This window comes from Pseudomonas sp. MS15a(2019), from assembly GCF_013277805.1.
Taxonomy (GTDB): Bacteria; Pseudomonadota; Gammaproteobacteria; order Pseudomonadales; family Pseudomonadaceae; genus Chryseomonas; species Chryseomonas benzopyrenica.
Genome location: NZ_VBTN01000011.1, coordinates 238,761 through 263,029 on the forward strand (window position 1 = coordinate 238,761; position 24,269 = coordinate 263,029).

A 24,269-nucleotide genomic window follows, 5' to 3' on the forward strand; every position below is an offset into this window, starting at 1 on the left:
ACTGGCTCTGGGCGTTGTCGGAAAAGTGCCTGCGCCTCGGCGATGCGGCGTCAAAAATCAGCTCGGAATGCTCATTTACCGGTCGTAAACTCCGCTTCCTCGCCGATTTTTTCCTTGCCTCACCTTCGCTCGGCGACTTTTCAAACAAGCCGTAGCGGTTCGAGCCTAGTCCTCGCGAAGCGTGGCGTCTGTGGGGATGGCGTTTTTGGCCATGCCGAGGTCGCCCTGGCGGGTCGTCCTGGCGAACCCGTTCACGCCGCCGGTGCAGACGGCGTGAACGGCCGGGGTCAGGCGGGCGCCAAGGCGGCGGCGCGGCGCTCGCGGCTGAGCAGGTAGCAGCCGATGCCCACGCCCAGCAGGGCCAGCCCCATGACGTACCAGGCCGGGCCCAGCGGATGCTGCTTGAGCATCAGGGTGACGACCATGGGGGTCAGGCCGCCAAAGATGGCGTAGGCCACGTTGTAGGAGAAGGACAGGCCCGAGAAGCGCACCTTGGGCGGGAAGGCCAGCACCATCACTCGCGGCACGCCGCCGATGACGCCGACCGCGGCGCCGGCCAGGGCATAGAGCGGGAATAGCCACTCCGGGTGGATCTTCAGACCGGCATAGAGCGCCCAGCTGGCCACCGCCAGGATCAGGCCGCCGACGATGAACACCGGACCGCTGCCAAAGCGATCGGACAGGGCACCGGAGACGATGCAGCCCAGGGTCAGGAATACGATGGCCAGGCTGTTGGCCTTGAGCGCCAGGGCGGCGGAGAAACCGTACTGGGTCTGCAGCAGGGTCGGGGTCATGAGGATGACCACCACGATGCCGGCGGTGAGCATCCAGGTCAGCAGCATCGACAGCACCACGCTGCTGCGATGGTCACGCAGCACCGCCTTAAGCGGCACTTCCTCGGCCAGCGACTTGTGGATCGCCAGCTCGGCGAACACCGGCGTCTCGTGCAGCCAGCGGCGCAGATAGACCGAGAACAGGCCGAAGACCCCGCCGATCAGGAAGGGGAAGCGCCAGGCGTAGTCGGCTACCTCCACCGGGGTGAAGACGGTGTTGATCAGGGTCGCCATCAGCGAACCGAGCAGGATGCCGAAGGTGAGACCGGCGGTCAGGGTGCCGCAGGCATAGCCGACGTGCTTGCCGGGCACGTGCTCGGAGACGAACACCCAGGCCCCGGGCACCTCGCCGCCGATGGCCGCGCCCTGGATGATGCGCAGCACCAGCAGCAGGATGGGGGCGGCCACGCCGATCTGGGCGTAGGTGGGCATCAGGCCCATGCCAAGGGTCGGCAGCGCCATCATGAAGATGCTCAGGGTGAACATCTTCTTGCGCCCGAGCAGGTCGCCGAAGTGGGCCATGATGATGCCGCCCAGCGGGCGGGCCAGGTAACCGGCGGCGAAGATGCCGAAGGTCTGCATCTGCCGCAGCCAGTCGGGCATGTCGGCGGGAAAGAACAGCTTCCCCACCACTGCGGCGAAGAAGACGAAGATGACGAAGTCGTAGAACTCCAGCGCGCCGCCCAGGGCGGACAGCGAGAGGGTCTTGTAGTCGTTGCGGCCCAGAGGGCGCGACGTGAGCGGCGCGGAGGCGGATTGCAGTTTCATCGAGGATCCCGGACAAGAGAGGAGCGCAAAGGAAATTCGGCCTCTGGCATCCCTCCGGGTGTAGCGGACAAGACGCGGCCCCGAGTGACCGTCCGCCTGGGGCGGCTGGCAGGGATCGGGCGGGTCGCCGGATGGGCGCCGGACCTGCACCGCGCCGCCTGCGCTCTTGTGGAGCACGGCAGCAGCAGGTCTACCGATCATTACCTGATCATCGGACGTGCACGACCCTCTGGATTGCCTGGCCGTGCACGGTCTCCACGATAGCAAATCCGCAAGGAATTTCCGCTATTCATTCAGTGCCCATTCAGGGCTCATCTGCCGAGCTATGCCTGTTCCATCCTGGTGCAAAAGCGGTCGAGCCGCCCTGCCCCAGGCGTTATACTGTAGCCCCCTAACGATCTCCCCAGAGAGATTGGCAGCATTCTTGCGTGCAGATGCTGAACGTTACCTACCTATCCGGGCTCCCGAGGGCCCTGTCATGATCGAAGAGCTCGAACAAGAAGATCCCATCCCCCAGGGCGACCTGGCCATGCAGATCACCGCTCTGCCCCGCGAGACCAACGGCTTCGGCGACATCTACGGCGGCTGGCTGGTGGCCCAAATGGACCTGGCCGGCAGTGCCATGGCCAGTCGTCTGGCCGCTGGTCGGGTGGCCACGGTAGCCATCGACCGCATGGCCTTCATGACGCCGGTGCCCGTGGGCGCACAGCTCTCCTTCTATACCAACACGCTGGAAGTGGGCCGTAGCTCCATCCAGATCCTCATCGAGGTCTGGAGCGACGATCCGCTGTCCAGCGAGTGGAGCAAGGTCACCGAGGCGGTGTTCGTCTTCGTCGCCATCGACGGTAGCGGTCGCACCCGCCCGTTGCCCGCGCGGCGCTAGCGCGGCCTCGCCAGGCCACTAAGGCTCCTGGGCCAGCGGCGCCTCGCGCATCTTGGTCGGTCGGCCGTAGCGGATGCCTTCGACCTGCTCCAGCGCCTGCCGGACCTCCGCGGCGGTGGCCAGCAACCGATAGTCGAGGGTGAAGTCGCGCGTGCCGCCCGCCTCGATGCGCGGCACCAGTCCCAGGGCCCGTTGCTGGCTGCGGTTGTAGGAAAAGCTGGTGCCCGGCTCCAGACCGGTGACGTAGCCCTGGGCCTTGGCATCGGTGTGCTTCCACAGGGTGAAGACCGGCAATTCCCGCACATTGAAGGCCAGCGCCACCCCTTGGTGGGCACTGTGATCGTGCAGTACCGCCAGGCTGCGCCCCTGATCGTCGCCCCAGGGGTAGAGGTTGTAGACCGTCTCGCCATAGCCCGGCGTGGGTGCGCGATAGGTCTGCCATTCGCCCAGTTCCTGACGCGCCCGCGCATCGAAGGGTGACACCTCCCGCACCGGAGCGGCGAACCGTGAGCCCTGGCCGAGCAGCGGCGGACCGAAGTTGCTGTGATAGAGCACCTGGTACTCGGCGGTATGCGCCCCCTGGTTGGTCAAGCGGTCGTGCAGCGTGAAGCCGGTGGCCCCGGCGTGGGTGACCAGTTCGGTGTCGATGCGAAAGTTGGCCTGCTTGAAGGCCTCTTCGTGCAGCACGCCCTTGAGGCTGATGCGGTGCGGCGGCTGTTCGTCGATGGTCAGCACCACCTGACTGGCCGGCAAATAACTGGCCCGTCCGTGCAGGGTCAGGAGTTGCCCCCGGTCCATTCCCGGGTGGCCGACCCACTCGAAGCCGGCGCGCGCCACCAGCTCGTTGAAGCCTTCCAGCCAGCCCAGCCCGTTACGGCTTTCCAGATTGACGAAGGCCGGATTGACCACCTCGCGTACCGGAGAATCCCAGCCCAGTCGCAGGGTGCCGGCCTGGGCGCGCAGGACGTTCATGCCTCGGGTGGCCACCACGGTCAGCTGCAGGGCGCCGGTATCGATCTCGATCAGCACCGAACCCTCCTGGCGCCCGCCACTCAGGCGATGCACACCGACGGCGAAGGCCAGGCCATCGCGCAGACCCAGGCGGTCACTGCTGATGCTCCAGTTCTGCACCGGCTTGTCGGGAGCGATGAGGGTGTATTCCCAGGCCGAGGCGCTGACACTGGCAAGGAGCAGGAGACAGCCAGACAACAGACGAGCGTGGATCATGAAGTCCCCTTGGCAGCGCGGTCGACCTGAGTCTAGACCAGCCCGCGCCGGCCTGCAGACCCCCGCTCCAGACGCGACCAGAGGGACAAGACCCCTTATTCCCGTATAGGTTTGTTCAAGGAAATCAAAGGAATGGGTAAAGACAACCTTTACCATTCAAACGACCGTTCGGTACTTGCCAGGGCAGCGATTTTTGCCGAGGATCGGCTCGTCTCTACCACGGAGTGGACTCCATGAAACCTTCAGCCCTGTTCTTGTTGCTTGCCCTGGCGGGCGTTGCCCCGGCCTATGCGGGCAATACCGAAGCCGGACTCGGCGGCGCCGTGGGTGGCGTACTCGGTACCCTGGTCGGCCAGCAGGTCGGCGGCAGTACCGGTGCGGCCATCGGTGCCGGCGTGGGCGGTGCAGCAGGTGGTGTACTGGGCGCTGACCGGCGCAATCGGACCGAGGCCGCCATCGGCGGCGGTCTGGGCGCGGCGGGCGGCAACGTGATCGGCAATAGAGTCGGTGGCAGCACCGGTGGCCTGGTCGGCGCGGCCCTGGGTGGCGGTGCCGGCAGTGCCCTGGGCAACAATCTGGGCGACAGCGGCCGCGACGATCGCCGCTATCGCGACCATCCCGGCAAGGGCTGGAAGCACGCCAAGCACAGACATAAGCGCTGGGATCGCTAATAAAAACGCCCGGCATTGCCGGGCGTTTTTTTGTTGCGCGCGAAGCTACTGACCGAGATCGCGCAGGCGCTTGCCCTGCATCAGATTGCGTTCGATGCGTTCCAGGGTGACACCCTTGGTCTCCGGCACCAGCAGGAACACCAGGAAGATGAACACCACGTTCAGACCGGCATAGATCCAGAAGGTGGTGCCCTGTCCCAGGGTGCCCAGCATGGTCAGGAAGGTGGCACCGACGATCATGTTGGCGATCCAGTTGGTGAAGGTGGAGCAGCCGATGCCGAAGTCGCGGCCCTTGAGCGGCTGCACTTCCGAGCAGAGGGTCCAGATCAGCGGACCGGCCGACATGGCGAAGCCGACGATGAAGATCAGCAGCATGACCACGGTAAAGGTCTGCTGGCCGTGGCTCAGGTTGCCCATGCCGAGCATGGTGCCGACCACGCCCAGGCCCACCGCCATGACCACGAAGCCGGTATAGAGGATGGGTTTGCGGCCCCACTTGTCGACCAGGAAGATGGCGATGAAGGTGGCCAGCACGTTGGTCAGACCGACCGCGGCGGTAAACCACATCTGGGCGGCGGTGTCGTAGCCCATGCCTTCGAAGATGCGCGGCGCGTAGTACATCACCACGTTCATGCCGGTGAACTGCTGCACCACCTGCAGGAGTACGCCCAGGCCTACCGAGCGGCGGAAGTTGGCATTCTCCTTGAACAGCGACCAGCCCTTTTGCGGGACCTTGAGCTGCTCTTCGATCTCGGCGACTTCCTGCTGGATGACCTTTTCGTCACCGCGCAGCCGGTGCAGGACCTTGATCGCTTCCTCGCGGCGACCCGCCATGATCAGCCAACGCGGGCTGTCGGGTAGCGCGAAGACGCCGATCAGGAACAGCACCCCGGGGATGGCGATGATGCCGAGCATCCAGCGCCAGGCCTCGTAGTAGCTGAAGGCGGTGTTGGAGAGGAAGGCGAGCAGGATGCCGGCAGTGATCATCAACTGGTACAGCGAGATCATCGAGCCACGGATGTTTTCCGGAGCGACCTCGGCCAGGTACAGCGGCGCGGTGAAGGACGCGATGCCGATGGCCAGGCCGAGCAGGAAGCGGGCAAAGATCAGCATGGTCGGCGAAGTGGCCAGGCCACAGAGGATCGAGCCGATCACGAACAGGATGGCGCCCAGCATCAGCGATTTCTTGCGACCCAGCTTGGCCGACAGCGAACCCGCGCCCAGAGCGCCCAGGGCAGCACCGGCCATCATGCTGGAGACGATCCACTCGATCACCTGATCGGAGATCTGGAATTCCTGCTGGATGAATTTGGTGGCGCCGGAAATGACGCCGATGTCGAGGCCGAACATCAGACCGGCCAGGGCGGCCATCAAACAGGCGAAGATTGCCTTGGGCTGGGCCTTTTCAGTGACGTGACCGTCGGCGTTGGTAGTGGTGTTGCTCATGACTGAGGCTCCTCGCTCGCCTTGTGGGCGATCTTGTTGTCGCAGGTCGTTCCGTATCCGCTTGTTACAGACCCGTCTAACGACCCTTGGTTCGGCCGATGAGAGGCCCTTACCAGAGCCGCGCCGGCTGGGCGTTCACATAGGTGGCATAGAGCGAACCGCCGCCGGTGATGAATAGGCGATTGCCCTTGAGGCCGCCGAATTCGACGTTGGACACGGTTTCCGGCAGGTGCAGGGTGGCCAGCGGCTGGCCGCTCGGATTGAAGACCCGCACGCTGTTCTGCTCGGCCGAGCCGGCCCAACTGCACCAGAGGTTGCCGTCGCTGTCGACGCGGAAACCGTCGATCACGCCCTGCTCCTTGGCATCGATCAGCACCTCGCCACCGCCCAGGGTGCCGTCGTCCTTCAGCGTGAAGGCACGCAGATGGTTGGGCTTGCCGGGATTGCCGCCGCCAGCGGTGTCGCTGATGTAGAGGCGCTTGCCATCGGGGGCGAAGGCCAGGCCGTTAGGCCGGCCGAAGTCGCCCGCCGCCACCGTGGCCTTGCCCTGGGGATCGATGCGATAGACGTTGGTAGGCAGCTCGAATTCGGCCTTGTGGCCCTCGTAGGCGCCGAGGATGCCGTAGCCGGGATCGGTGAACCAGATGGCACCATCGGCCCCGACCACTACGTCGTTGGGGGCGTTCAGTGGCTTGCCGTCGAAGCGGTCGAGCAGCACCGTGACGCTGCCGTTCAACTCGCGGCGGGTGACGCGGCGGCTGTCGTGCTCGCAGCTGATCAACCGGCCCTCGCGGTCACGGGTGTGGCCATTGGCGTTGTGGGACTGGTCGTCATAGACGCTGACGTGGCCGTCGTCGGCGCTCCAGCGCATCACCCGGGCATTGGGGATGTCGCTGAACAGCAGGCAGCGCCAGTCGGCCATCCACACCGGCCCTTCGGTCCACAGACCACCGGACCAGAGGCGCTCGACGAAGGCATTGCCCAGGCGGCCCTTGAAGGCCTGGTCATGGATCTCCCAGGCGGGATCGGGCATGACGATGGGCGGCTTGCCCTCCCAGTTACGGGTGAGACCGAACTTGTCGTCGGCGAGGGCGCGACTGGCGACCAGACCGGCCGAAGCGGCCAGGGACACGCCGAGAAAGGTGCGACGGGCGAGCGGCATGGGGAGACTCCTTTGTTGTCGTTATGGGTCCGGCAAGGCCGGTGGCAGAGCGCCGCGTACCGGGACAGGCACGCGGTGCTTCCTTAGTCGCCCTTATTCGGGCAGACGTTCCACCTTGCCCACCACCAGGCCATAGCAGAGAGCACCGATCAGTGCGGTCACGCCAATGAAGGCGATGGCCGGGGCGAAGCTGCCGTCCTTGACCAGGAAGCCGATGACGATGGGCACGCAGATGGCCGAGAGGTTGCCGATGAAGTTGAACATGCCGCCGGTGAGGCCGATCAGCCGCTCCGGCGCCATGGCCGAGACCATCGACCAGGTGATGGAGGCCAGGCCGTTGCCAAAGAAGGCCAGCGCCAGGCAGGCGATGATCAGCGCCGGGGAGTCGACGAAGTTGGCGCCGACGATGCTGGTGGAGATCAAGAGGCCACCAATGATCGGCAGCTTGCGCGCCAGGCCCACGGAGGCGCCGCGACGGACCAGCCAGTCCGACAGCAGGCCCGAGCAGATCACGCCGAGGAAGGCGGCCAGGAACGGCAACGAGGCGAGAAAGCCGGCCTTGATGAAGTCCATGCCGCGGTATTTCACCAGGTAGGTGGGGAACCAGGTGAGGAAGAACCAGAGGGTGGAATTGAGGCAGAACTGGCCGATGTAGATGCCCCAGAGCTTGCGCTTGTTGAGCACGCTCCAGAGGTCACGCCACTGGAAGGCGGCGCGACTGCGGTTCTTCTGCTCCAGATCGACCAGACCGCCACCCTCCTGGATCAGCGCGACCTCGGCGGCATTGGCGCCGCGGAAATCCTTGGGTTCGCGATAGACCAGATACCAGATGGCGGCCCAGAGGATGCCGACACCGCCGGTGACGACAAAGACCATGTGCCAGCCAAAGGTCTGCTGCAGGTAGATCAGCACCGGGGTGAGAAAGGCCAGGCCGACGAACTGGCCGGAGGTGTAGAAGCCGATGGCGGTGGCCCGCTCGCGCTCGGGAAACCAGGTGGTGACCACCCGGTTGTTGATCGGATAGGCCGGTGCCTCCAGGGCGCCCACGGCGAGACGCAGGATGATCAGGCCGATGAAGCTGCCGACGAAACCCAGGCCGATGGTGGCCAGCGACCAGAGCGCGATGGCTACCGGATAGAGGATGCGCGGAGCGACCTTGTCCACCAGCCAGCCGCCGGGGATCTGCATGGCGGCGTAGGTCCAGCCGAAGGCCGAGAGGATCAGCCCCATGTGCACCGGTTCGATGCCCAGGTCCTGGGCCAGGTGCGGGGCGGCGATGGAGAGGTTGCTGCGGTCGAGGTAGTTGATCACCACGGTGACGAACAGCAGCATCATGATGAAGAAGCGCGCCCGGCTGGGCTTGGCCAGGGTCGGGGCAACCGTGGCCGCCGCCGGGGAGGCCTGGGTAGGGGTTGGCATGGCTCGGGTCCTGTAATTGACGTTGTGGCGAGCGTTGTCGATGTCTAGGGGTCAGGGCGCCGTGGCGGCCCTCACCCTGGCCCTCTCCCAAGGGGAGAGGGGATGGTCGGTGCGGAGGTCGAGTCCCGCGCTCCTGCTCTTGCCCCTCTCCCTTGGGGAGAGGGTTGGGGTGAGGGGCCAGCGGTGTGTCTGGCCATTAACAGTGGCGTTGCTTTTCCCTCACCCTGGCCCTCTCCCAGAGGGAGAGGGGACGGTCAGTGCGAGCGTCGGGGCCGGAGCTCCTGCTCTTGCCCCCTCTCCCTTGGGGAGAGGGTTGGGGTGAGGGAGCAGCGGCGCCAATCTTCGAAAGCAACGCGTCGCGAGCGCAGGCGGAGCAAGGCGAAAGCCGGTGAGAAAGCGGAGTGCACATCGAGTGCATGAGCATTTCGAACCGGCTTTCAACGCCGCTCCGGCAAGCGCAGCAGCGTTGAATCGAAGATTTACCACTCCGCGAAACTGCCGTCCTTGTGCCGCCAGATCGGGTTGCGCCAGCGGTGGCCAATAGCGGCTTGTTCCTTGACGAATTCCTCGTTGACCTCGACGCCCAGTCCTGGCCCCTGAGGAATCTTCACGTGGCCATCCGCGTAGTCGAACACCTCGGGATTCCTGATGTAGTCCAGCAGGTCGTTGCCCTGGTTGTAGTGGATGCCCAGGCTCTGCTCCTGGATGAAGGCGTTGTAGCAGTTGGCGTCCAGCTGCAGGTTGACCGCCAGGGCGACGGGGCCGAGCGGGCAATGCAGGGCGATGGCCACGTCATAGGCCTCGGCCATGTTGGCGATCTTGCGTGTTTCGGTGATGCCGCCAGCGTGGGACGGATCGGGCTGCAGGATGTCGACGTAGCCTTCCTGGAGGATGCGCTTGAAGTCCCAGCGCGAGTAGAGCCGCTCGCCCAGGGCGATGGGCGTGTTGCTCATCAGGGCGATTTCCTTGAGCGCCTCATGGTGCTCGCTGAGCACCGGCTCCTCGATGAACATCAGGCGAAACTGCTCCAGCTCCTTGACCAGCACCTTGGCCATGGGCTTGTGCACCCGGCCATGGAAGTCAACGCCGATGCCAAAGTGCGGACCACAGGCGTCGCGGATGGCGGCGACGTTGGCGATCACCTGGTCGACCTTGTCGTAGGTATCGACGAACTGCATCTCTTCGCTGGCGTTCATCTTGATCGCAGTGAAGCCCTTGGCCTGACGCTCCAGGGCCTGGGCTGCGGTCTCCGCCGGGCGGTCGCCGCCGATCCAGGAATAGACGCGGATGCTGTCGCGCACCTGGCCGCCGAGCAGCTCGTGCACCGGTACGCCCAGGGCCTTGCCCTTGATGTCCCACAGGGCCTGGTCGATGCCGGCCAGGGCGCTCATGTGGATGCCGCCGCCGCGATAGAAGCCGCCCCGGTAGAGCACCGTCCAATGGTCTTCGATGTTGCGCGGGTCCTTGCCGATCAGGTAGTCGGCCAGTTCCTCGACCGCCGCCGCCACGCTGTGGGCGCGACCTTCCAGCACGGGTTCGCCCCAGCCGTGGATGCCCTCGTCGGTCTCGATCTTGAGAAAGCACCAGCGCGGCGGGACGACATAGGTGGTGAGTTTGGTGATCTTCATGGTGTGGAAATCTCGACAGTAATTATTGGAATCGAGGGGGATTGGGCAAATCGCGGTCATGGACCGCTCCTACGGAGGCACCGGGTATCTGTAGGAGCGGTCCATGACCGCGATTGAATTAGGAAACGGACCGCCACCCGGCCGCAAACGCCTGGGCGTTGGCGCTCACCTGGACCGCCGTGAGGCCCGGCTTATACAGCGCCGAGCCGAGTCCGAAGCCGTTGGCGCCGGCCGCCACGTAGGGGCCCATGTTGTCCGGGGTGATGCCACCCACCGGCAGGAGCGCCAGCTCCTTGGGGAAGACCGCGCGCCAGGCCTTGACCACCGCCGGGCCGAGTTGCTCGGCGGGAAACAGCTTGAGGCTGTCGGCCCCGGCGTCGAGGGCGGCGAAGCCTTCCGACGGAGTGGCCACGCCCGGGGCGCTGACCAGGCCAGCGGCCTTGCTGGCGCGGATCACCGCCAGGTTGGCGTTGGGCGAGACGACCAGCCGGCCGCCCGCGGCGTCCACCTCGGCCACCTGGGCCTCGGTGAGCACGGTGCCGGCGCCGATCAGGCAGCTTTCATCCAGCTCCGCGGTCAGTCGGCGGATACTTTCGAAGGGCTGCGGCGAGTTGAGCGGGATCTCGATGACGCGAAAGCCGGCGTCGTACAGGGCACGACCGACCGGGACGATCTCGTCCGGGGTGACGCCGCGCAGGATGGCGATCAGCGGCAGGTCCTTGAGGTAGGTATCAAGCATGGGAGCCTCCAGAGGTGGGGAGCAGGCCGGCGGCCTGGGCCAGGCGCCAGAGCCCGGCCCGGGTGGCCTGCTCCAGCAGGCGGACCTGGTGGATGTCGAACAGCGCCAGGGCGTCGCGATAGCGCTGGCAGAGCGCCGCGTCGCCGATCAGCACCAGGGGTGGGCAGGGGGCGCCCTTGAGCGCGGCGACCTGGCTGCGCAATTCTTCGCCGATCAGCAGACCGGACAGGTAGTCGAGGCTGTGCGCCGCGCCCAGCTCGCCGGCCAGCACCCGGCTGCGGGCGGTGAAGAGCCGGCCGAACAGGCCCTCGGCCCCGGCGTCGCGGGCGGTGACCAGGCCCAGGCGGAAGGCCTCGGCACTGGCCTCGGGACCGGCCTCGGTGGCCGGACGCCCCAGGATGGAATGTTCGCGCAGGACGGCGAACAGCTCGCCAGTCATGTAGGTGGCGAAATCGGTGAGGCGACCGTCACGCACCCGCACCCACTTGCTGTGGGTGCCGGGCAGCACCAGCAGGGCCTCGGCGGCCAGGTCCGGCTCCAGTTCGAGGGCGCCGAACACCTGGGTTTCCTCGCCACGCAGCACGTTGGGCAAGGCGCCGCGCTGCATCACGCCGGGGACCAGATGGAGCTCGCCGCAGCCGCTGTCCAGGCGCAGCAGACCGGCAGCCAGGCTGTGGACGTCGGCGGGGCAATCGGCATAGGGCACCTCGCGCCAGCCACCGCGACTGCCGACCATGCCGCAGGCGATGGCGGGCAGGTCCGGCTGGGCCTCGCGCCAGTCGCCCACCAGGGTGCGATAGGCCGCGGCGAAGTCGCCATCGGGCACATGCATGATGCCCCAGGGCCGGCTGCGGGTTTCCAGCACGGCGCCCTGGGCGTCGAACAGCTGGGCGCGTAGGGACGAGGTGCCCCAGTCGAGGCCGATGAGGTGCGGGGTGGCGGTCATGCAGGGCTCCAGCCGAGTTCGCGGGAAATGGCCCGGGCGCAGGCACTGACCTCGGGCTGCAACTCGTGCAGCCGCGCCTCGGGCATATAGGGGATGGCACTGGCCACGCTCAGGGCCGCGACGATGGCGCCGTCGGCACCACGGATGGGCGCGGCCACGCAGCGGATGCCCAGTTCGTTCTCTTCCAGATCCAGGGCATAGCCTTCGGCGGCATGGCGGCGCAGGCGCGCGCAATAGTCGGCCCAGGGCAGGAAGTCCTCGCGCAGGCCGGGCTGGCCGCTACGCCGCGCCACGCCTTCGCCATAGAGGGCTTCCCACTCGACTTCGGCGAGATCCAGCATCAGCGCCTTGCCGACCCCGGTCAGCGCCAGCGGCATGCGCAGGCCGACCCGGGATCTCATCTCCAGGCCCCGGCTGCCCGGCAGCTTGTCCAGATAGAGGACATCGCCGCCCTCGCGCACGCCGAGGTGCACGGTGTCACCGCAGTGCTGGGCCAGGCGTTGCAGATGGGGCCGGGCCACGCCGGTCAGCGGCAGCTGTTCGCGGGCCTGGTAGCCGAGGGCGATGAGGTGGCTGCCCAAGATCAGTCGACCGCCATCGCTGCGTAGGTAGCCGGCCTGGGTCAGGGCGGCGACCAGGCGATGGGTGGTGCTGCGGGTGCAGCCAATGGCGGCGCCGACCTGGGCCAGGTTGTCGGCCCCGGCGGCCACGGCTTCGAGCACCGCCAGGCCGCGAAACAGCGCCTGGGCCCCGCTGGGCGCTTCGCCCTTGTTGGAATTGTTGTCGTTCATGGCCTTCACTCTAGAAGCCTCGCTGGCAAATCTCAATATGTGATACGTCATCCCATATTGTGGGATTGAAGTTAGATATGACAGCCTTGTCACATAGCTGCAATATTGGCGCTATCTAATGCACGGCACATTGCAAGGACTCGAGAGGCAGAGCGCTCCATGACGGGTAAATCCATCCTGATCGTCGACGATGAGGCCCCCATTCGCGAAATGATCGCCGTGGCCCTGGAAATGGCGGGCTATGAATGCCTGGAGGCGGACAACAGCAAGGACGCCCACGCCCTGATCGTCGATCGCAAGCCCGATCTCATCCTGCTCGACTGGATGCTGCCCGGCACCTCCGGCCTGGAGCTGGCTCGGCGCCTCAAGCGCGACGAGCTGACCGACGCCATTCCCATCATCATGCTCACCGCCAAGGGCGACGAGGACAACAAGGTCCAGGGCCTGGAGACCGGTGCCGACGACTACATCACCAAGCCCTTCTCGCCCCGCGAGCTGGTGGCTCGGCTGAAAGCCGTGCTGCGCCGTACCGGCCACCTGGAGAACGACGGTCCGCTGGAGGTCAACGGCCTGATCCTGGATCCGATCAGCCACCGGGTGACCATCGATGGCGCGCCCGCCGAGATGGGGCCCACCGAGTACCGCCTGCTGCAGTTCTTCATGACCCACCAGGAACGCGCCTACACCCGCGGCCAGTTGCTCGACCAGGTCTGGGGCGGCAACGTCTATGTCGAGGAACGCACCGTGGACGTGCACATCCGTCGCCTGCGCAAGGCCCTGGGCGAGACCTACGAGAATCTGGTACAGACGGTGCGCGGCACCGGGTATCGCTTTTCCACCAAACTCTGACGCGGGATCACCGCCGCCGTGAACATCAACTGGCGCTCCCGTCTGGCCACCCAGCTGTCGATCGTGGTCGGCGGCTGCGCCCTGGCCGGCTGGCCCTTCGGCCATGTCGGCCTGGCGGTGGCCCTGGGACTGGCGGTCTATCTGGCGGTCACCCTGAAACACCTGCTGCGCCTGCATGCCTGGCTGCTGAGCGAGGCGCCAGGCGCGCCACCCGAAGCCGAAGGCCTGTGGGGCGATGTCCTGGATCGGCTCTATCGCCGGCAACGCCACGAGCAGCGCCAGCGTGAAGAACTGCTCGCCGTCATCGGCCGCGCCCAGGCCTCCACCGAGGCCCTGCGCGATGCCATCATCCTGGTGGATCGTCATGGCAACCTGGAATGGTGGAACCGCGCCGCGGAAACCCTGCTGGGTCTGCGCCAGCCCCAGGACCTCGGCCAACCCATCACCAACCTGGTGCGCCATCCGCGCTTTTCCGATTACTTTCTCGGCGGCGACTATGGCGAGCCGCTGGAACTGGCCTCGCCGCTCAACGACGACCAGTACCTGCACATCCTGATCACCCGCTTCGGCGAGGGCGATCGCCTGCTGCTGGTGCGTGACGTGACTCGTATCCACCAGCTGGAACAGATGCGCAAGGATTTCGTCGCCAACGTCTCCCATGAGCTGCGCACCCCGCTGACGGTGATCACCGGCTACCTGGAAACCCTGCTGGACAACGCCGAGCATGCCACCCCGCGCTGGCGCCGGGCGTTGGGACAGATGCAGCAGCAGGCCGGGCGCATGCAGCACACCATCGACGACCTCCTGCTGCTGGCCCGCCTGGAAGCCACCGACTACCCCGCTGACAATCGCCCGGTAGCCCTGGAACCCCTGCTCGCCTCCATCCTGCAGGACGGCCGCGCCCTGTCCGGCGCCATCGGCCACCGCCTGAGCCTGGACTGCGCCCCGGACCTGGCGCTGCTGGGCAGCGAGACGGAATTGCGCAGCTGCTTTTCCAACCTGGTGTTCAACGCGGTCAAGTACAGCCCCGAGGGCGGCGAGGTGCGGGTACGCGCCTGGCAGGACGCCGAAGGCGCCCACGTCGCGGTGCAGGACACCGGGCCCGGTATCGATGCCCGCCACCTGCCGCGCCTGACCGAACGCTTCTATCGCATCGACGCCAGCCGCGCCTCCAGCACCGGTGGCACCGGCCTGGGCCTGGCCATCGTCAAGCACGTGCTGATCCGCCACCGCGGCGGCCTGGACATCCACAGCGTGCCCGGCGAGGGCAGCTGCTTCACCTGCCATTTCCAGCCCGAGCAGATCGCCACGCGCACCGCTGCCTCGGCCTGAGCTGCCCCCGCGCAGCCATGCTATCGTCCGGCCACTCCTGCCACGGTCTCCTGCCATGCCCCCTGCCCTGCGCCTGTTGCCGGTCCTGTTGCTCGCCCTGCTCGGCGGTCTGCTGGTCAGCGTGCTGGCCTGGCAGCGCGCCGAACGGGCGAGCCTGGCCGAGGCCAGCCTGCTCGGCCAGGAACAGTTGCGCCTGCATGCCAGCAGCCTGCAGACCCTGATCGATCGCTTTCGCGCCCTGCCCGCGGTGCTGGCCCAGGATCCCGAGCTGATCGCCGCCCTCACCACGCCACCCGATGCCGCTGCCACCGAGCGCCTCAATCTCAAGCTAGAACGACTCAATGCCGCTGCCCAGTCGTCGACCCTGGAGGTGCTGGATCGCAGCGGCCTGGCCATCGGCGCCAGCAACTGGCGGCTGCCCACCAGCTACGTCGGCCATAACTACGGCTTCCGGCCCTATTTCCGCGAGACCCTCGCGGGCGGCAGCGGCCGCTTCTATGCCGTGGGGGTCACCACCGGCATTCCCGGCTATTTCCTCTCCCACGCGGTGCTGGACGCCCAGGGCCGCTTTCTCGGCGCCGTGGTGGTCAAGCTGGAATTTCCCGCCATCGAGGCGCGCTGGGGCGAGCACCCCGAGGTCTTGCTGGTGAGCGATGCGCGCGGCGTGGTCTTTGCCGCCAACCGGCCGGCCTGGCGCTATCGCCTGCTGCGCGAGCTGACGCCCGCCGAACGCGCCGAACTGGCCACCACCCGGCAGTACGACAGACGCACCCTGCAACCGCTGCTTCATAGCCAACAGGTGGTCTTGGACGACCAGCGCCAGGTGGCCCGTATCGAGGCGCCCGAAGGCAGCGCCGACTACCTCTGGGACAGCCTGCCGCTGCCCAGCGAAGGCTGGACCCTGCACCTGATCAGACCGACCCGGGAGCTGCAGGGCAGCGGCCTGGGCGCCGCCCTGGCCGCCGGCTGCGCCTGGCTGCTGCTGGTCTGCGCCGGCCTGCTGCTGGTGCAGCGGCGGCGGCTGCTACGCCTGCGCCAGCGCAGTCGACTGGAGCTGGAGCAACTGGTGGAAGCCCGCACCGCCGAGTTGCGCACCGCCCAGGATGGCCTGGTGCAGGCCGCCAAGCTGGCCGCCCTGGGGCAGATGTCGGCAGCCCTGGTGCATGAACTCAACCAGCCGCTCACCGCCCAGCGCATGCACCTGGCCAGTCTGCGGCTGCTGCTGGACCACGGCCGGCTGGACGAGGCCCGCGCCGCCCTGGAACGCCTCGATGGCCTGCTCACCCGCATGAGCGGCTTGACCGCCCACCTCAAGACCTATGCCCGCAAGACCCCTGCCGGTCTGCGCGAGCGGGTCGATCTGGCCCGGGTAGTGGATCAGGCGCTGGAGTTGCTGGAGGCGCGGCGCGCCGAGCTGGCTGTCGAATTGAACTTGGAACTGCCGCGCCCGGCCTGGCTGCTGGGCGATCCGATTCGCCTGGAGCAGGTGCTGGTCAATCTGCTGCGCAATGCCCTGGACGCCGTGGCCGAACGACCGAAGCCGCAGGTTGCGGTCAGCCTCGTGCAAGAGGGGGACAGCTGGTTGCTGGAGGTGGCCGACAACGGTGGCGGCATCGCCGCTGAACACCTGGGCCAGGTATTCGATCCCTTCTTTACCACCAAGCCGATCGGCGAAGGCCTGGGGCTGGGGCTGGCGGTGTCCTCGGCCATCGTCCAGGCCCAGGGCGGCAGCCTGACGGCCGCGAACGATACCGAAGGCGCGGTCTTCAGGCTTCGGCTGCCGGTAGCCTACTGCGGCCAAGAAGCGTCTCCCTCCCCCTAGTCGCCTGCGGCTTGCCGCACTGGCCCAAGCTGAAATCACTGAGCAGCCCCTCGGGTCTGTTCCGCTGCCCGCTACGTTCATTCCTTCGGATGACTCGACCGCCCCGTGCCGTTCGGGCAAGGTAACCGCGCACCGGCCGCGAGAGGACGCCCCCATGCAAGCCCAGGTCTATCTGGTCGACGACGAAGCCAGCATCCGCGAAGCGGTGCGCCAGTGGCTGGAGCTGTCGGGGCATCAGGTGCGGCTGTTCGCCCGCGCCGAGGACTGCCTGGCGGCCGTGACCCCGGATTTCGCCGGCGTGGTGGTCAGCGACGTGCGCATGCCCGGCATGGACGGTCTGGCCCTGCTGGGCCGGCTGCAGGCCCTGGATGCCGACCTGCCGGTGATCCTGCTCACCGCCCATGGCGACGTCGCTCTGGCGGTCAGCGCCATGCGTCAGGGCGCCTACGATTTCCTGGAAAAGCCCTTCAGCCCCGAGGCACTGCTCGGCGATCTCGGCCGCGCCCTGGAAAAGCGCCGGCTGGTGCTAGAGAACCGCCAGCTGCACCGCCGGGTCGATGACCAGAGCGCCCTCGCCCGTCGGCTGCTCGGCGTCTCGCCCGGCATCGTCCGCCTGCGCCAGCAGATCCTCGACCTGGCACCGACCCCGGTCAACGTGCTCTTGCGCGGCGAGACCGGCAGCGGCAAGGAACTGGTCGCCCGTTGCCTGCATGACTTCGGTCCCCGGGCCGGCAAGGCCTTTGTCGCGCTCAATTGCGCGGCCATCCCCGAGCAGCTGTTCGAGAGCGAATTGTTCGGCCATGAGAGCGGCGCCTTCACCGGTGCCCAGGGCCGGCGCATCGGCAAGCTGGAATACGCCAACGGCGGCACCCTGTTTCTCGACGAGATCGAAAGCATGCCCCTGGCGCAGCAGGTCAAGCTCTTGCGGGTGCTGCAGGAGCAACGCCTGGAGCGCCTCGGCTCCAACCAGAGCATCGCCCTGGACCTGCGCATCGTCGCCGCCACCAAGCCGGACCTGCTGGAAGAGGCGCGCGCCGGGCGCTTTCGCGAAGACTTGGCCTATCGCCTCAATGTCGCCGAGCTGCACCTGCCGCCGCTGCGGGCGCGACGCGAAGACATCCCGCTGCTGTTCGATCACTTTCTCGCCGAGGCCGGCGCCCGCCTGGGGCGCCCGGTCACCCCGCCCGGCGCGGCGCGACTGGCCCAGCTGCTGGGTCACGGCTGGCCGGGCAATGTCCGCGAACTGGCCAACGCCGCCGAACGCGAGGTCCTCGGCCTGGGCGCGCCGCCGACCGCCCAGGGCAATTCCCTGGCCGATCAGCTGGAAGCCTTCGAAGCCCAGTGCCTGCGCGCCGCCCTGGCCCGTCATGGTGGCGAGATCAAGGCGGTGATGGACGAGTTGCAATTGCCGCGGCGTACCCTCAACGAGAAGATGCAGCGTCACGGCCTGGTGCGTGCCGACTTCCGCGACAGTCTCGAGGATGACTGACCGGCCATAGGCGGAAATCCGCTCATTACCCACCGGCTTTCGGCGATCTTTCGCCGATCGTCCCTGGCAAAACCCAGTCAGAATGCGGCTTCGCGACCTGGCACGCGCCCTGCTATAGCCCTTGTCGACGCCCCGAGCGCCCTAATAACAACGACAAGAGAGGAACACCCTGTGGATAGCACCGCTACCCTCGCGGCCGGCCAGACCGCGCCCAAGACCACCTCGCAGCGCATCAAGTCCATCTTCAGCGGCTCCGTCGGCAACCTGGTCGAATGGTACGACTGGTACGTCTACGCCGCCTTCTCGCTGTATTTCGCCAAGGCCTTCTTTCCCAAGGGCGACCAGACCGCCCAGTTGCTCAACGTCGCCGCCATCTTTGCCGTGGGCTTCCTGATGCGCCCCATCGGCGGTTGGCTGATGGGCCTCTACGCCGATAAGGCCGGCCGCAAATCCGCGCTGATGGTCTCGGTGATCATGATGTGCGCAGGCTCCTTGATCATCGCCCTCACCCCCAGCTACACCACCATCGGCGTCGCCGCGCCCATCATGCTGGTGCTGGCGCGGCTGCTGCAGGGCCTCTCGGTGGGCGGTGAATACGGCACCTCCGCCACCTACCTGAGCGAGATGGCGACCAAGGAAAGCCGCGGTTTCTACTCCAGCTTCCAGTACGTCACCCTGATCTCCGGCCAGCTGCTGGCCCTGGCCACCCTGATCGTGCTGCAGCAGACCCTCACCGTCGAACAGCTGGAAAGCTGGGGCTGGCGCATTCCCTTCCTGATCGGCGCCGCCTGTGCCGTGACCGCACTCTACCTGCGGCGCGGCATGGAAGAGACCAGCTCCTTCAAGAAGGCCGAGAAGCCCAAGGAATCCCTGATGCGCACTCTGGCGCGGCATCCCAAGGAGTTTCTCACCGTGGTCGGCCTGACCATGGGCGGCACCCTGGCCTTCTACACCTACACCACCTACATGCAGAAGTACCTGGTCAACTCGGTGGGCATGAGCAAGACCGACGCCACCTCCATCTCGGCGGCGACGCTGTTCCTGTTCATGCTGTTGCAGCCCATCGTTGGCGCCCTCTCCGACCGCGTCGGCCGGCGCCCGGTGCTGATCGCCTTCGGCGTGCTCGGCACCCTGTTCACCTATCCGATCCTGACCGCCCTGGGCAGCGTCACCAGCTGGTGGGGCGCCTTCGGCCTGATCATGGTGGCGCTAGTGATTGTCAGCTTCTACACCTCGATCAACGCCGTGGTGAAGGCCGAGCTGTTCCCCACCGAGATCCGCGCCCTGGGCGTCGGCCTGCCCTATGCCCTGACCGTGTCCATCTTCGGCGGCACCGCCGAATACCTGGCGCTGTGGTTCAAGAGCATCGGCATGGAGAGCGGCTACTACTGGTACGTGACCGGCTGCATCGCCTGCTCGCTGCTGGTCTACGTCTTCATGAAGGACACCCGCGACCACTCGCGCATCGTCCACGAATAACCGCTCGTCCCTGGGTGCGGGCCTCTCGGTCATTAGATTTGGCCGTCCGGCCCGCCCCCCTTTGCCTGGGCTTTGGGGCACGCCATCGTAGTGCCACCGGCAGCGCTCACAACGGTCATTTCGCTGGCCGCTGTGGCGAGTTCGTCCCCTCCTCCCAAGCCCCGGTTACACACTCATGGAAATCGACTACGGTCCCAGCTACGCCAAACTGGGTATCCAGTTTCAATACCAGTGGAGCACCCTGCTGCGCGATGCCCTGAAGAAGCACGGCATCACCGACGCCCAGGCCAAGGCCATCTGCGGTGACTTCGCCTTCGATCTCTCCAAGCTCATCGATGAAGCCGAGATCAAGGCCGACGGCCTCTCCTATCGCCCGGTGATCGCCTTCACCGAGGACGAGGAAACCCTGCTGGTGCAGTCCGCCGAATTCGACTATCACGAAGCGGCCTACGCCACGGCGGCAGCGGCGTTCGAGAAGAAATAAGACGCGGGCACGGGGCTTTGCGCCCTCACCCCAACCCTCTCCCCTGGGGAGAGGGGGCGGTCTGGAGCGGTAGTGGGCTCTTCCTCCAGACATGGGCCTCGATGTTGTTCCAGTGTTACCGCGATAGCGATTAGCGATACCCAAGCTAAGACCAGCTCCGGTGACTATACCTCCTGATCTCCACACCGCCCTCAGCCAGGCTTGACCCTCGGCTTGCGCACCCGCGCTGGTGCGCCACCCGGCTTGGCCTTGGCCCCGCCCGTACGCCGCTTCTTCTTCCAGGGCGCGCCCTTGCCTGCGGGCGGCGGACCGCTGATGGTCAGGGTCAGGCCGAGGCAGCGCTCCACCTGCTTGCCCATCCAGGCCGATTGCTTGGTGACGAATTCCGCGAGGCTCAATTCGCCTTCCTGCACCCGATCCAGTGCCTGCTCCCAGAGCGCCGTGGTGCCCGGATCGGCGATGGCCCGGGGCACGGCGTCGATCAGCCCGAAGGCCGCCGGTGTCGCCGCCAGGGCCTTGCCCTGCTTGACCAGATAGCCGCGGTCCAGCAAGCCCTGGATGATGCTGGCGCGGGTCGCCTCGGTGCCGATGCCGGTGGTGTCCTTGAGCTTCTGCTTGAGGGCCGGATCCTCCACCAGCTTGGCGACGTTCTTCATCGCCTTGATCAGATCACCCTCGGTGAAGGGCTTGGGCGGCTGGGTCAGCTGATCCCGGCAGCGCACCTCGACCACCGGATAGGACTCCCCCTCGCGCAACTCGGGCAGCGCCTGGGGCGGCGGCGCCTCGCGGCCCTTGGGCGGCGTGAGCGACTCGGGCAAGGCGCGCCGCCAGCCCGGTTCCACCAGCCGCTTGCCGGTGGCGCGCAGGCGTTCGCCACCGGCCTCGAAGTCGGCCTGGGTACGATCAAATTCGTGCTGCGGCAGGAACTGCGCCAGGTAACGGGCACGGATCAGGCCATAGACGTTGCGCTCCTGCGGACTCAAACGCCCCAGGTCGCGGGTCACCAGGGTCGGGATGATGCCGTGGTGGGCGCTGACCTTGGCGTCGTTCCAGGCCCGCGAGCGGCGACTGGCGTCCAGGTGATCGCGCAGGGGGGCGAGACTGTTGTCGGCGCCCAGCAAGGCGGCCAGCAGCGCCGGCGCCTCGGCGTGCTGGGACAGCGGCAGGTAGCCGCAGTCGCTGCGTGGATAGGTGATCAGCTTGTACTTCTCATAGAGCGCCTGGGCCACGTCCAGGGTCTGCTGGGCGCCCAGGTTGAGGCGCTTGGAGCAGACCTCCTGCAGGGTGCCCAGGTCGAAGAGCAAGGGCGCCGCCTCGCGGATGCGTTCGGTCTTCAGCTTGACCAGCCGTGCCTGCCCGGCCGCCTCGATGGCCCGCGCCGCGGTCTGGGCCACCTCGGGCTTGAGGCAGCGCCCCTGGTCGTCACAGACGTCCTCTGGCGGCTGCCATTGGGCCTGAAAGCGACTGCCCGAGGCCTCCAGGGTCGCCTCCACGGTCCAGAAAGGCATTGGCACGAAGGCGGCGATGGCGCGGTCGCGGTCCACCACCAGGCGCAGGGTCGGGGTCTGCACCCGCCCGACCGAGAGTACGCCCTGGTAGCCGGAGCGACGCCCCAGCAGGGTGAACAATCGGCTCATGTTCATGCCGATCAACCAGTCGGCGCGCGAGCGTCCCAGGGCGGACTGATAGAGCCCATAGGTCTCGGCACCGGGCTTGAGCGCGGCCAGGGCGCGGCGGATGGAGACGTCGTCCAGCGCCGACAGCCACAGCCGGCGAATCGGCCCGCGATAGCGGCAATGTTCCACCAGCTCGCGGGCGATCATCTCGCCCTCGCGGTCGGCATCGGTGGCGATCACCAATTCGCTGGCCTCGCCGAGCAGGCGCTTGACCGCCTTGAACTGGCTGCCGGTGGTCTTCTTGACCTGCAGCTTCCACTGCTCAGGGACGATGGGCAGGTCGTCCAGCGACCAGCGCTTGTAGCGGGCGTCATAGGCATCCGGTGGCGCCGTTTCCAGCAGATGACCGATACACCAGGTGACGGTCACACCCTGCCCCTGCAGGCAGCCCTCGCCACGGCGCGTGGCGCCGAGGACACGGGCGATGTCCTTGGCCTGGGAAGGTTTTTCGCAGAGATACAGCTGCATGGCGGGCGTCACGCGAGGGGAATCGCCACAGGATGCAAAGCCTGCGCGACCTGCGCAAGAACTAATCTGTACATCCGTACAGAAAACGGTCTTGGCGCAAATTCGCCCAACAGGCCACAGCGCCCTTAGGACGTGGATCACAGCTTGAACGGCTGCTACCGGGGGAGCGGAATCTTGCCCGTGACGGCCGGTCCTTGGGCTACGGCACTTTCGCCGTCTTTAGCCGAGCTCTGGGAGGCGTCAATGAACACTGTAGCTATGGATCGCGCCACGGCCGAGAGCACCGGCGCCGGAAATTTCGTCGACACCGCCAGCGGCCAGGCCCTGCGCGCCAGCATTTCGGCCATGCGCCGGACCACTAGCCAGGTGCAGCGCATCAACGATCAACTCTGGGAAGTCTGGCCGGACGGCCGTCGCAAGCTGCTGCTGCGCTAAGACGCTCCGCCCGACGCCCTAAGCGGGCGTCGGCGCCTCCAGCGCGGCCAGATAGGTCGCGACCTCGGCCTGGATCCAGGTGGTGAAGCGCTCCTGCTTTTCCGCCGATTCGGCGCGTTCCGGCCAGACCAGCCAGTAGGCATAGGGATAAGGCGCCACCACCGGACTGAGCTGAACCAGGCGACCTTCGTCCAGGGCGGCCTGCACCAGGCTGCGCCGCTCTAGCGCCAACGTCTGTCCAAGGCGCAGCGCCTCCAGCACCACATTGGAGTCGTTCACGCTAATGCCGCGATTGGGCGCCGCTTCGCCCAGACCAGCCGTTTCGCCCCAGTGCTGCCAGGTTTCCTCCGTGTGCAATAGCGGCTGCGCGAGGGCCTCGTCTAGACTGCGCGGCAGTTGCCCACCGTTGTAACCAGGCGCCGCTACCAGCAGCACATCGTCCTGAAACAGCCGTAACGCTGTCAGACCATCCCACTGTCCCTCCCCCATGCGCACCCCGATATCCACCATGCCCTGGCGCAGATCCTGGAAATCCAGGCTGGTCTGGATGCGGATGCGGTATTCCGGGTGCAGGGCGCGAAAACGTGGCAGTCGCGGCAGCAACCAGTGAGTGGCGAAGGAGGGAAAGGTGGCGAACACCAGCTCGTTGCGCCGCGGGCGGGCCTGCAGGCGCCGAGTCGCCTCGCCCAGATCGTCGAGCAACTGGCGGACCTGCTCGGCATAGACGCGACCGTCGCCGGTGACCTCGATCCCGCGCCCCTGGCGCTCGAACAGCACCATGCCCAGTTGATGCTCCAGCCCCTTTACCTGCTGACTGACCGCGGCATGGGTGAGGTGCAATTCATTGGCGGCGCGGGTCACGCTGCCCAGGCGGGCAACCGCTTCGAAGCAGCGCAGGGCATTCAAGGGCGGCACGCGGGACATGTAAGTTTTCCTTAACGATCCGGTCAGAATTTCTCGCTGGTGGCAGCTTCGCTGAATGCTTAATGTCCTGTCCAGAGCGGCACCCAGTGTGAAACACACGACAAGGGTGACGTTCCACGTGAAACAGGATTCACTCTTTCTGACAGGATGCCCCCATGCAACTCATCGGCATGCTCGACTCCCCCTATGTGCGGCGAGTCGCGATCTCCCTACGCCTGCTGGTACTGCCTTTCGAACTGCGCCAAGTGTCGCTGTTTCGCGAAGTCGAGCGCTTTCGCAGCTTCAACCCGGTGCTCAAGGCGCCCACGCTGATCTGCCTGGACGGCCAGCGGCTGATGGATTCGTCGCTGATCCTGGACTACGCCCAGCATCTCGCCTGCGGCAGTCGCCAACTGCGACCCGCTGGCCATGCCGCGCGGGCGACCGCCCTCAGTCGCAGCGGCCTGGCGCTGGCCCTGTCCGAGAAGGCGGTGCAGCTGGTGTACGAGCGCGACCTGCGGCCGGAAGACAAGCGCCATGCGCCCTGGCAGCAACGGGTGGAGGGGCAGTTGCGCGCGGCCTGTGGCGCCCTGGACAAGGCCTGGCTGGGCCCGCGTCCGCCGCTGGGCGAGGACAGCATCGGCCAGGACGCCATCGACACCGCCGTGGCCTGGACCTTCCTGCACTTCGCCCTGCCGGGACTGATCGAGCGGCGTAACTACCCGACGCTGGAGGCCCTGACTGCCGAAGCGGAGGCCTTGTCGGTGTTTCGGGATTATCCGGTGGCCTAAAGAGCATCGCGGCCATGGCGGTACGCCG

At 66.7% G+C, this 24,269-nt stretch carries 21 protein-coding genes; 10 read left to right on the forward strand and 11 right to left on the reverse strand.

Annotated elements, in window-relative coordinates; translation table 11 throughout:
• Positions 1-287: 287 nt before the first annotated feature.
• Positions 288-1,595 carry an MFS transporter gene (locus tag FEZ61_RS18270; RefSeq protein WP_338547509.1) on the reverse strand — a complete coding sequence of 436 codons (1,308 nt, stop codon included), beginning with the start codon at positions 1,593-1,595 and terminating at the stop codon, positions 288-290.
• A gap of 487 nt (positions 1,596-2,082) precedes the next feature.
• On the opposite strand from FEZ61_RS18270, the gene FEZ61_RS18275 reads away from it, so the two are divergent.
• Entirely contained in the window at positions 2,083-2,484 is a 402-nt protein-coding gene (locus FEZ61_RS18275) for an acyl-CoA thioesterase (protein ID WP_026083995.1), read from the forward strand.
• Positions 2,485-2,502: 18 nt separating this feature from the next.
• Here the strand turns inward: FEZ61_RS18275 and FEZ61_RS18280 are convergent, their stop codons facing one another.
• Positions 2,503-3,711 (reverse strand): aldose 1-epimerase family protein, encoded by a 1,209-nt coding sequence (locus FEZ61_RS18280; RefSeq protein WP_201973628.1) that lies wholly within the window; start codon positions 3,709-3,711, stop codon positions 2,503-2,505.
• Between the two features lie 233 nt (positions 3,712-3,944).
• Here FEZ61_RS18280 and FEZ61_RS18285 point away from each other — a divergent pair, with 233 nt between their 5' ends.
• Positions 3,945-4,382, forward strand: coding sequence for a hypothetical protein (locus FEZ61_RS18285; protein WP_093255132.1), 438 nt, complete (start codon positions 3,945-3,947; stop codon positions 4,380-4,382).
• Positions 4,383-4,427: 45 nt separating this feature from the next.
• Here the strand turns inward: FEZ61_RS18285 and FEZ61_RS18290 are convergent, their stop codons facing one another.
• The 7 genes from FEZ61_RS18290 to FEZ61_RS18320 form a co-directional block, all read right to left on the reverse strand.
• Positions 4,428-5,828, reverse strand: a complete 1,401-nt coding sequence (locus FEZ61_RS18290) for a sugar porter family MFS transporter (protein ID WP_173149843.1) — start codon at positions 5,826-5,828, stop codon at positions 4,428-4,430.
• Positions 5,829-5,937: 109 nt separating this feature from the next.
• A complete protein-coding gene (locus FEZ61_RS18295; RefSeq protein ID WP_173149845.1) occupies positions 5,938-6,990 on the reverse strand; it encodes an SMP-30/gluconolactonase/LRE family protein in 1,053 nt (350 codons plus the stop codon).
• A gap of 93 nt (positions 6,991-7,083) precedes the next feature.
• Positions 7,084-8,409: an MFS transporter gene (locus FEZ61_RS18300; RefSeq protein ID WP_017642355.1), complete on the reverse strand. Its 1,326-nt coding sequence runs from the start codon at positions 8,407-8,409 to the stop codon at positions 7,084-7,086.
• Positions 8,410-8,888: 479 nt separating this feature from the next.
• Positions 8,889-10,037, reverse strand: a complete 1,149-nt coding sequence (gene dgoD / locus FEZ61_RS18305) for a galactonate dehydratase (protein ID WP_173149847.1) — start codon at positions 10,035-10,037, stop codon at positions 8,889-8,891.
• 118 nt (positions 10,038-10,155) lie between these two features.
• Positions 10,156-10,776 carry a 2-dehydro-3-deoxy-6-phosphogalactonate aldolase gene (locus FEZ61_RS18310; protein WP_173149849.1) on the reverse strand — a complete coding sequence of 207 codons (621 nt, stop codon included), beginning with the start codon at positions 10,774-10,776 and terminating at the stop codon, positions 10,156-10,158.
• The gene (locus FEZ61_RS18315; RefSeq protein ID WP_173149851.1) at positions 10,769-11,722 is read right to left on the reverse strand and encodes a 2-dehydro-3-deoxygalactonokinase; all 954 of its coding nucleotides are present in this window, start codon (positions 11,720-11,722) and stop codon (positions 10,769-10,771) included. Before FEZ61_RS18315 ends, FEZ61_RS18310 begins: the two co-directional genes overlap by 8 nt.
• Positions 11,719-12,513, reverse strand: a complete 795-nt coding sequence (locus FEZ61_RS18320; protein WP_064309175.1) for an IclR family transcriptional regulator — start codon at positions 12,511-12,513, stop codon at positions 11,719-11,721. Before FEZ61_RS18320 ends, FEZ61_RS18315 begins: the two co-directional genes overlap by 4 nt.
• 159 nt (positions 12,514-12,672) lie before the next feature.
• Here FEZ61_RS18320 and phoB point away from each other — a divergent pair, with 159 nt between their 5' ends.
• From phoB to FEZ61_RS18350, 6 genes are all read left to right on the forward strand, one after another.
• Positions 12,673-13,362, forward strand: a complete 690-nt coding sequence (phoB, locus tag FEZ61_RS18325; protein WP_007159925.1) for a phosphate regulon transcriptional regulator PhoB — start codon at positions 12,673-12,675, stop codon at positions 13,360-13,362.
• Positions 13,363-13,404: 42 nt separating this feature from the next.
• Positions 13,405-14,694: a phosphate regulon sensor histidine kinase PhoR gene (gene phoR, locus FEZ61_RS18330; protein WP_178121633.1), complete on the forward strand. Its 1,290-nt coding sequence runs from the start codon at positions 13,405-13,407 to the stop codon at positions 14,692-14,694.
• A 55-nt stretch (positions 14,695-14,749) separates the two neighbouring features.
• A complete protein-coding gene (locus FEZ61_RS18335) occupies positions 14,750-16,516 on the forward strand; it encodes an ATP-binding protein (RefSeq protein ID WP_173149855.1) in 1,767 nt (588 codons plus the stop codon).
• Positions 16,517-16,670: 154 nt separating this feature from the next.
• Positions 16,671-18,005 carry a sigma-54 dependent transcriptional regulator gene (locus FEZ61_RS18340; RefSeq protein ID WP_173149857.1) on the forward strand — a complete coding sequence of 445 codons (1,335 nt, stop codon included), beginning with the start codon at positions 16,671-16,673 and terminating at the stop codon, positions 18,003-18,005.
• A gap of 171 nt (positions 18,006-18,176) precedes the next feature.
• Complete coding sequence (locus tag FEZ61_RS18345) at positions 18,177-19,484, forward strand: MFS transporter (RefSeq protein ID WP_017642363.1); 1,308 nt, start codon at positions 18,177-18,179, stop codon at positions 19,482-19,484.
• 175 nt (positions 19,485-19,659) lie between these two features.
• Positions 19,660-19,968 carry a hypothetical protein gene (locus FEZ61_RS18350; protein ID WP_017642364.1) on the forward strand — a complete coding sequence of 103 codons (309 nt, stop codon included), beginning with the start codon at positions 19,660-19,662 and terminating at the stop codon, positions 19,966-19,968.
• A gap of 191 nt (positions 19,969-20,159) precedes the next feature.
• On the opposite strand, the gene FEZ61_RS18355 is transcribed toward FEZ61_RS18350, so the two are convergent.
• Positions 20,160-22,112: a DNA topoisomerase III gene (locus tag FEZ61_RS18355; RefSeq protein ID WP_173149859.1), complete on the reverse strand. Its 1,953-nt coding sequence runs from the start codon at positions 22,110-22,112 to the stop codon at positions 20,160-20,162.
• 243 nt (positions 22,113-22,355) lie between these two features.
• Here FEZ61_RS18355 and FEZ61_RS18360 point away from each other — a divergent pair, with 243 nt between their 5' ends.
• On the forward strand, positions 22,356-22,547 hold the full coding sequence (locus tag FEZ61_RS18360) for a hypothetical protein (RefSeq protein ID WP_133860042.1): 192 nt from the start codon (positions 22,356-22,358) through the stop codon (positions 22,545-22,547).
• Positions 22,548-22,565: 18 nt separating this feature from the next.
• Here FEZ61_RS18360 and FEZ61_RS18365 read toward each other — a convergent pair whose 3' ends face one another.
• Entirely contained in the window at positions 22,566-23,471 is a 906-nt protein-coding gene (locus FEZ61_RS18365) for a LysR substrate-binding domain-containing protein (protein ID WP_173149861.1), read from the reverse strand.
• A gap of 155 nt (positions 23,472-23,626) precedes the next feature.
• On the opposite strand from FEZ61_RS18365, the gene FEZ61_RS18370 reads away from it, so the two are divergent.
• On the forward strand, positions 23,627-24,241 hold the full coding sequence (locus FEZ61_RS18370) for a glutathione S-transferase (protein WP_173149863.1): 615 nt from the start codon (positions 23,627-23,629) through the stop codon (positions 24,239-24,241).
• The last annotated feature ends 28 nt before the right edge of the window (positions 24,242-24,269 follow it).